This is a genomic window from Rhizobium skierniewicense Ch11 (assembly GCF_023757665.1).
Classification (GTDB): domain Bacteria; phylum Pseudomonadota; class Alphaproteobacteria; order Rhizobiales; family Rhizobiaceae; genus Agrobacterium; species Agrobacterium skierniewicense.
On sequence record NZ_RXPG01000021.1, the window covers coordinates 406,410 to 414,205 of the forward strand.

The following is a 7,796-nucleotide window of genomic DNA, read 5'->3' on the forward strand; positions in this document are numbered from 1 at the left end:
CGACTCGATGGTCAAAACCTGACTGAAAAACCCCATATTTCGTAGTCAAAATCACATTTCACCATCGAAAACAATATCCAGACTCCAAGATCACTGATCTGTGCGTAAACTCGGAAGTGCTTATATTCAAACGAGTTGCAAGCGACATCAGGATCTTTTCATGACACGGCGGGACACAGGCAGAAGCACTGTGAAAATCAGAAGGCAATAGAGACCCATGGCGAAAATCTGGGATGTGAAGGCCACGCCGTTATCGATCAACAAACCGCCGAGGCCCGGCCCGAGCGCCGAGGCAAACACCATGATGGCGACGATAACAGCGCGAATGGCGCCCAGGAAACGCACACCGTAAACCTCAGGCCAGAGGCTGCCGAACAGTGTGAGCGAAAAACCATCCGAAATGCCGTAGAGAACCATGAAGGCAAAAACGACCCAAGGCGCATCAACCACCGCCAGCAAAACACATCCGACGCCGAACGGAATGAGATAAAAGGGCAGTAATCTCAAAGCGGAAAATCGATCAACCAGATACCCCGACACGATCGAGTTTGCGACCGCCACAGCGGCATAAGGAAAAAATGACGACGCCAGCAGCTCAACGGGCCAGCTCTTCGATTGCGCCAGATGCACCTGGTGGAAAAAGATCGTGTTGCTGATGAAGGCGGGTGGCAACATTCCGAGCATCAGAAGGTAAAAACACGGATCGCGAATGACCTGCTGCCGCGTCCAGTTGCGCTTATTGTTGGAAACCCTTGTCGTGGATGCGGTCGTAGGAACCCGCTCGATCTTCACCAGCGTCAGAACCATGGGAAGAATGAGTGCAACCAAAAAAATGGCCGCGAGTAGCCAGATGCTCCGCCAACCAAACGCCGCCATTCCTGCCACGGCGAGCATTGGCAGCACCGCTTGCCCGGCATTGAGGCCCAGCGCGGAAAGCGACACAGCGCGCCCACGTTCCGCAGCGAACCAACGACCCAGGCTGGTATAGGCAACATGCACCATCATTCCCTGACCGAACAGCCTTAGAAGATAAAGTCCGCCAATCAGCGTCGCGATCGTAAATGCGTGCGCCAGGCAAAGAGCGCCGAGCGCCAGAACGGGCACTGCCAAGCCTATTATTTGGCGGAAAGACCAGCGATCCGCAAGCTTGCCGAGCCAGACCAGGCTGAGGGCGGAGGCAAGTGTCACACCCATGTAGAGCAGGCCGAAGTCGCCGTCGCTCAGTCCAAAGTCGCGACGAATCTCTCCACCCGATAGCGAAATGAAAAATGTCTGGCCGAACGAAGACGCAAATAGCACCGCAAAGCCCGCACCGAGCCAACGGCTGTTTCCGCGAAAAAAAGAAAGCAAGTGCCTGTCCCGAAGTGATCTTTGGCGGATATCAGGCAGATATCCGAACTGATGTCTGACTTTGTGGGTTGAACGGCTGGAAGGCAATGTCCACACCCACAATGGTCGCGACTGTGTTGGCCGGTATGGTCTCCCATTTTTCCGCACCCGTACCGAAGGGCTCGGACGCCACGGCAATGCCCAAGCCGACATTGCGCCAGTAGAGCGTCGGCGGGCGCTCGTCGCTGGACCAGCGGAAGGCGTGCAGCTTTTCGCCATCGGAGTGGATGGCGCTGAAACGAATGGGTTGATCCACGCCGGAGTGCTCGACAACATCGAGGCACGTCTGCAACGTTTTCTTCAACGCACCGATGGGGTCGCGATTTAGTCCGAAACCCGCAGCGATCAGGAAGATCGCTTCGCTATCTCCATTTCCTGCGCGGGAACAATAAACCTCATCGGGAATATGCGTCTCAATCGCGCGCTTCACCTTCTCATATCCGCCAATCTGACCATTGTGCATGAAAAGGTGACGCCCGAAGCCAAACGGGTGGCAATTGGCCATGGAAACGCCGCCGGTCGTTGCCGAGCGGACATGGGCCAGAAACATGCCGGAGCGCAACTGATGACACAGGGATGTGAGGTTTCTATCCGACCATGCGGGAAGAATGCCACGGTAGATGCCCGGCTCGCCCCTCTCCCCGTACCAGCCGATACCGCACCCGTCACCATTCACCACCGTCTTCGCCTCCCGCGCCGCAAGCGACTGGGTGATGAGTGAACTTTCCGGCTCGATCAAAAGCGAATCGAGCCAGACGGGAGCACCGGAATAGGCGAGAAAACGACACATGCGGACACCGTTGAAGCGGGTTGTGATCCGGCACGAAAGCGCCGGATCTGGGCATTTGTAAGATCGTCAGGCCTGCAGAACAACGACACGCGCGCCGACCGGCACACGCTCATAGAGATCGATAATGTCGTGGTTGAGCATGCGAATGCAGCCGCTCGACATGGCGTGACCGATGGACTGCGGCTGGTTTGTGCCATGCAGACGGAACATCGTGTCGTTGCCTTCGCGGTAGAGATAAAGCGCGCGCGCGCCGAGCGGATTGTTCGGACCACCTGGCATGCCACCGGCATATTTAAGGTTCTTGTGCGGTTCGCGACGGATCATGTTCGGTGTCGGCGTCCAGCTCGGCCATTCCGACTTTCGACCGATATAGGCGTTGCCCCGCAAGGCGAGACCCTGGCGTCCGACGCCAACGCCGTAGCGCATCGCCCGACCGTTGCCCATTACATAATACAAACGCCGTGCTGGGGTATCGACAACCACAGTACCTGCCGGATGTGTGGTCTCATAGGCCACTTCCTGACGTCGCAGTTCCGGCTTTATCTTTTCCAGTTCCATCGCCTTGAGCGGGAATTTCTCATCAGGCACGGCTGCGTAATTCTGTTTTTGCTGGACGAAATTGGTACTGGCGCAGCCAGCGAGGAAGAGTGGCATTCCGAAAAGCACGCCACGACGCGAAATAGACATATTACCCCCGGTCGAAAATCCTTAGATTAACAACAGGTATAATTTTATGGTTAACAAACCCTAAATTGCGCAGTGCGACTATTAACCCAAGGCACACTCCAGTTGAATAAAGACGTAGGTCTGGCCTGCCTCAAAAAACGGCGCAATTGGCCAGAGGCTGAATTCAAAAGAAAGAAAAACACTGTTTCAAAACCCGTCAGCAATGAAACCATTCCGGCTCTGGCGCATTTTTACTCATGAATACGGAAAACTGCTTATTTTATTGATATTTAGCAACGTCATACGTTCAAAAAATCTGCCGCGAGGTGACGCATGGTTCTTGCATTGCTGTCGCCATTGTATTCAAATGGGCAAAAATGGGGAACCACAAGTTGGCATTTGACGAAATGATAGATGCGGACTCAACGCCGCGAAGCCCATATGAGAAATACAACGACTGGTATAGTCGTCAGGACAGGGCGCACCTGATCCAGAAATCCAGAGACGCTGAGAATATCTTCAGAAAAACGGGTATTACCTTTGCCGTCTACGGCCACGCCGACAGCGCAGAAAAGCTCATCCCCTTCGATATCATTCCCCGCATCATCTCCGGTCGCGAATGGCGCAAACTGGCGCAAGGTATCGAACAGCGTGTCCTGGCTCTCAACGCGTTTCTCGACGACATCTATCACAAGCAGGAAATCATCCGTGCGGGGCGCATTCCGCGTGAACTCATTGAGCGCAACGAGGCGTTTCTTCCGGAGATGATCGGCTTCAAACCTCCTGGCGGCGTCTACACGCACATTGTGGGCACAGATATAGTACGAACCGGTGAAGACCAGTTCTACGTTCTGGAAGACAACGCCCGTACCCCATCCGGTGTCAGCTACATGCTGGAAAACCGTGAAACGATGATGCAGATGTTTCCGGAATTGTTTCACGAAAACAAGGTGCAGAGGGTCGAGGATTACCCCTATCAACTTCGTCAATCGCTGGCGTCGCTCGCACCGCCAGGCTGCAAAGGCAAGCCGCGCGTTGCGGTCCTCACCCCCGGCATACACAATTCCGCTTATTACGAGCATTCCTTCCTCGCCGATATGATGGGCGTGGAACTGGTAGAGGGTTCCGACCTGCGCGTCATGGATGGCAAGGTCAAGATGCGCACGACCCGCGGCTATGAGGCTATCGACGTTCTCTACCGCCGCGTCGATGACGATTTCCTCGATCCCCTCACCTTCCGCCCGGATTCCGCTCTTGGTGTTCCCGGCATCATGGATGTCTACCGTGCTGGCAACATCACCATTGCCAATGCGCCGGGAACTGGAATTTCAGACGATAAGGCGATCTATTCCTACATGCCCGAGATCGTCGAGTTCTATACGGGCCGCAAGCCGCTACTTGAAAACGTGCCTACGTGGCGGTGTTCCGAGCCGGACAGCCTGAAATATGTGTTGGACAATCTGGCCGAACTGGTCGTGAAGGAGGTTCACGGCTCCGGTGGCTATGGAATGCTCGTCGGCCCTACGGCATCGAAGAAGGAGCGCACATTGTTTGCGGAGAAACTACGCGCCCGGCCTTCGAACTACATCGCACAACCCACACTTTCCCTGTCCACGGTGCCGATCATGGTGAAAAATGGAATTGCGCCGCGCCACGTCGATCTTCGCCCCTACGTTCTGGTGTCGGATAAGGTAAAGATCATCCCAGGCGGGCTGACCCGCGTTGCCCTCAAACAGGGATCGCTGGTGGTGAACTCCAGCCAGGGCGGCGGCACCAAGGATACGTGGGTACTGGAGGACTAAGCCATGCTGGGAAGAACGGCGAACGGACTCTACTGGATGTTCCGATACATCGAACGTGCCGAAAACATTGCCCGGCTGGTGGATGCCGGAATGCGGGTGTCGCTGACCCGCAGCGGAAGCGCTGACGAAGACTGGGATGGTGTGCTGCAGAGCGCAGGCGCGCGCGAAGAATTTCTTGAACGGCACGAAAAGGTCACGACGGCGGATGCGATCGACTACATGCTGCGTGACAAGACCAATCCATCAAGCGTCATGTCCTGCATTGAGTTCGGCCGGAACAACGCCCGTATGGTGCGCACGGCGCTCACCCGCGAGACGTGGGAAGCGACAAATGAGTTCTGGATGGAACTCAAGACGATCTTCAGTCGAAAGCAAAAAGCCGCTGAATTGCCTCAGGTCATCGATGCGATCAAACACAGAGCCGGGCTGGTACGCGGTGCGTTTCATGGTTCGATGCTCCGCAACGATCTCTACAATTTCTCCCGCATCGGTACCTTTATCGAGCGCGCGGATAACACGGCCCGCATTCTGGATGTGAAGTATTACGTGCTGTTGCCGGCGGCAGTACAAGTGGGCTCGTCGCTCGACAACGCGCAGTGGGAATCGATCCTGCGCTCTGTTTCCGCTCACAGATCCTATGGCTGGGTCTATGACGCAGAGTACAAACCAGCCAACATCGCAGATTTCCTCATTCTCAACGGCCGCATGCCCCGCTCGCTCGCTTACTGCTATCACAAGATCGTCAGTAACCTCGGCTATCTGGCGCATGAATATGAAGACCGCCACAAGGCGCATGAAACGGCTGAGGCCATCAGGGCGACGCTTGAGAAAACGACGATAAGCCGCGTCATGGATCAGGGCCTGCACGAATTCCTCGAACTGTTCATTCACAAGAACGGACAGTTGGGGCAGGAAATAACGGAAGGCTACCGCTTTTACCAATAAGCGGTGAGACGAGGATACGGGTATGCGTCTGAACATCAACCACACGACCGAGTATCTCTACGACGAGCCGGTGCCCTACTCCCTGCAACGGTTGAGACTGACGCCAGCCAACGGTCCCACGCAGACGGTGATCGACTGGGACGTGACCGTCGATGGTGCCAAGCTCGAAGTGCGCTACGACGACCATTTCGGCAACCGCGTCGAGTTGGTCGAGACCGAGGGACCGCGCAGCGCGGTTAAGGTCGTCGCCCGCGGTGAAGTGGAAACCGTAGACAAAGCGGGGGTTTTTGGCCCCCACATCGGCAATGCTCCGCTGTGGCTCTTCATGCGTGAAACACCTCTGACAAAGCCGGGAAAACTCATTCGTGACCTGGCACGACAGTCGACGGGTGACACACCGCTCGAGCGCCTGCATGAATTGATGGCCCTTGTTCACCTTGAAGTCGAATACGTAACTGGATCAACAGGAACTGCCACCACGGCTGAACAGGCTTTGGAAGCAGGCAAGGGAGTGTGCCAGGACCACAGCCACATTCTCATCTCAGCCGCGCGGCAGATGGGGCTTCCGGCGCGTTATATTTCCGGTTATCTGATGATGGAAGATGTTGCCGAACAGGTCGCCACCCATGCTTGGGCGGAAGTCCATGTTCCAGGGCTTGGCTGGGTTGGCTTTGATGCGGCCAACAAACTTTGCCCGGATGAACGCTACGTGCGTATCGCCAGCGGTCTGTGCTATCGAGACTGCGCTCCCGTCTCAGGCATGCGCGTTGGCCTTTCCGGCGAAAGCCTCACCGTTTCAGTAACGGTCCAAGAAACGCAAAGCCAGTCTCAATCCCAAAGCTGATACCGTCGCCAGTATAAATAGAACGGTTAGAGAGCGCGGATTTTATATCGCGCGATCAAAGCACACAGGCCGCTCTGTTCAGAATTCGGCGGCACGATGGGTGGCTGTACTTGTAAATTCCTAGAAGAACTTACAACATCAAGTTCATATCATTGCGAGACTTAACTCACAGCGATATGGATGTAAAAAAAACGTGCAGCTGCTGGTGATGCTTGCCCTTCCGACTATTAATCGCCTTGCTTCGGCTCCTAAATCCATTGAAAACCAAAAAAAGTCGCGAGCAGCGATCCGTCGCGGTTTCTTTTCTTAGAGGACAAATAAAAATCTCGAGTCTTGCCCATACATCAAGAAAGTCATCCGAAACGATGCATTACAACCAGTAGCTAGTTTCCATATTAAGAATATGTGACGGATTTAGACTCCGTCCTAACTTCAACAAGACATAGGCCCGCGACTACCATTAATCAAAATTTTACACTTCGTGGATGATAGTGACGCAGGTCATGTGAGGTGTTCGTGATGTGCCTTCCCGGTGCGTCGCTTTTACCAAAAGTCTCGTGCTAAAAACGAAGCTCTAATGTCCAATGGCGTGGGGATCAGAACTGTCCAAGGTTCTGTACGCATGATGCCCTTCCGGTGCGCCGGCTCTCTCGAGCCATGTCCTGCTTAAATATTGCTATTGTCCAGAACGGACGCTCAACCGGTCGATGCATGCATCGAACGGACGAGACACTGCGTCAATGCGCACAAAAGCGTATCCGGGGGGATCGGATGCGGCCTTCGGGCTGTGCTGCGCATTTGCAGCGGTGAATGGCTCTTTGGCCAGTTATCAACGGGGGCACGTGTCCATGACTTCTATTATCTCTTCGCTATCTGTAAAACAAATCGCGTCACTTTCGACCGCCTCCATTGCCAGTCTGAAATCCACGGACGTGGATGCTCTCAAGAGCAACCAGATCGCCGCACTCTCGTCAGCGCAACTCAACGCGTTCTCGACAAGCGCGATCAACTCCTTCGACAGCGGACAGATCAGCGCCATTACTGCCAAAGCAGTCATCGGCTTGACCGTCGGACAGCTTCAAGCCATCGAGTCCTCGCAAATGACTGGCCTTACAGCAGGCCAGATTTCCGTATTGAGCACGGACCAGTTCAGCGCCCTGTCGTCTGATGAAATCGAAATTTTGAACACCAAACAAGTTGCTGCCCTGACCGCCGCACAGGTCGCAACCCTCAGCTCAGCCGAACTCAACAGCTTCGAAACAGCCGAGATTGCAGCCCTCAGCGTCGCGTCCCTCTCCGGTATCGACTCCTCGACACTGGCTTCGCTCTCGACAGCAAACTTTGCAGCCCTCAGCGCCGC

At 55.0% G+C, this 7,796-nt stretch carries 6 protein-coding genes and 1 pseudogene; 4 read left to right on the plus strand and 3 right to left on the minus strand.

Annotated elements, in window-relative coordinates; genetic code table 11:
• Positions 1–147: 147 nt before the first annotated feature.
• From EKM04_RS16125 to EKM04_RS16135, 3 genes are all read right to left on the minus strand, one after another.
• A complete protein-coding gene (locus tag EKM04_RS16125) occupies positions 148–1,350 on the minus strand; it encodes an MFS transporter (protein WP_183895112.1) in 1,203 nt (400 codons plus the stop codon).
• A 31-nt stretch (positions 1,351–1,381) separates the two neighbouring features.
• Positions 1,382–2,179 (minus strand): class II glutamine amidotransferase, encoded by a 798-nt coding sequence (locus EKM04_RS16130; protein WP_183895110.1) that lies wholly within the window; start codon positions 2,177–2,179, stop codon positions 1,382–1,384.
• 66 nt (positions 2,180–2,245) lie between these two features.
• Positions 2,246–2,866: a L,D-transpeptidase gene (locus EKM04_RS16135; protein WP_174153729.1), complete on the minus strand. Its 621-nt coding sequence runs from the start codon at positions 2,864–2,866 to the stop codon at positions 2,246–2,248.
• Between the two features lie 371 nt (positions 2,867–3,237).
• Between EKM04_RS16135 and EKM04_RS16140 the strand changes: the two genes are divergently transcribed.
• The 4 genes and pseudogenes from EKM04_RS16140 to EKM04_RS16155 form a co-directional block, all read left to right on the plus strand.
• Complete coding sequence (locus EKM04_RS16140; RefSeq protein WP_174153731.1) at positions 3,238–4,647, plus strand: circularly permuted type 2 ATP-grasp protein; 1,410 nt, start codon at positions 3,238–3,240, stop codon at positions 4,645–4,647.
• Between the two features lie 3 nt (positions 4,648–4,650).
• Positions 4,651–5,592, plus strand: a complete 942-nt coding sequence (locus EKM04_RS16145) for an alpha-E domain-containing protein (protein ID WP_174153732.1) — start codon at positions 4,651–4,653, stop codon at positions 5,590–5,592.
• 22 nt (positions 5,593–5,614) lie between these two features.
• Positions 5,615–6,436 carry a transglutaminase family protein gene (locus EKM04_RS16150; protein ID WP_174153733.1) on the plus strand — a complete coding sequence of 274 codons (822 nt, stop codon included), beginning with the start codon at positions 5,615–5,617 and terminating at the stop codon, positions 6,434–6,436.
• Between the two features lie 848 nt (positions 6,437–7,284).
• Positions 7,285–7,796: pseudogene (locus EKM04_RS16155) on the plus strand (ice nucleation-like protein); the annotation flags it as partial.

Coding starts and splice junctions, on each gene's coding strand:
- EKM04_RS16145 (WP_174153732.1), top strand. CDS start 4,651: ATGCTGGGAAGAACGGCGAACGGACTCTACTGGATGTTCCGATACATC.
- EKM04_RS16130 (WP_183895110.1), bottom strand. CDS start 2,179: ATGTGTCGTTTTCTCGCCTATTCCGGTGCTCCCGTCTGGCTCGATTCG.
- EKM04_RS16135 (WP_174153729.1), bottom strand. CDS start 2,866: ATGTCTATTTCGCGTCGTGGCGTGCTTTTCGGAATGCCACTCTTCCTC.
- EKM04_RS16150 (WP_174153733.1), top strand. CDS start 5,615: ATGCGTCTGAACATCAACCACACGACCGAGTATCTCTACGACGAGCCG.